This window comes from Zoogloea sp. LCSB751 (assembly GCF_002028455.1).
Lineage (GTDB): Bacteria > Pseudomonadota > Gammaproteobacteria > Burkholderiales > Rhodocyclaceae > Zoogloea.
Window position 1 is genome coordinate 1 of the sequence record NZ_MWUM01000150.1, and the last position, 279, is coordinate 279.

General features: G+C 59.1%; 1 protein-coding gene. It reads right to left on the reverse strand.

Going from position 1 to position 279, the window contains the following annotated elements:
- On the reverse strand, positions 1–242 hold a 242-nt coding region (locus B4920_RS26145; protein WP_216820047.1), incomplete at its 3' end, for a hypothetical protein.
- Positions 243–279 lie beyond the last annotated feature (37 nt).

The following is a 279-nucleotide window of genomic DNA, read 5'->3' on the forward strand; positions in this document are numbered from 1 at the left end:
GCCTGAAAATGGTCAGGTAAGAATCCCCACCCCTGCCCCTGCTGCAGCGCATGGCGCAATAACGCTTTTTCATTCATGTACAGCGTATGTCCCGAGATTTGCACCCGGCGGGCAATTTGCTCGTCTGCGCGGCGATGCATCACCAGCTGCGGGACCAACGACAGATTGAGCAGAGTCAACGGACGCGCGCAGTCCGCAAACAGTCGCTCGGCCGCATAAAAGCGCAGATCGACGGTTCCCAACGCGCGCCACTCCATTTCGCTGCCGAGAGTCCGGTTA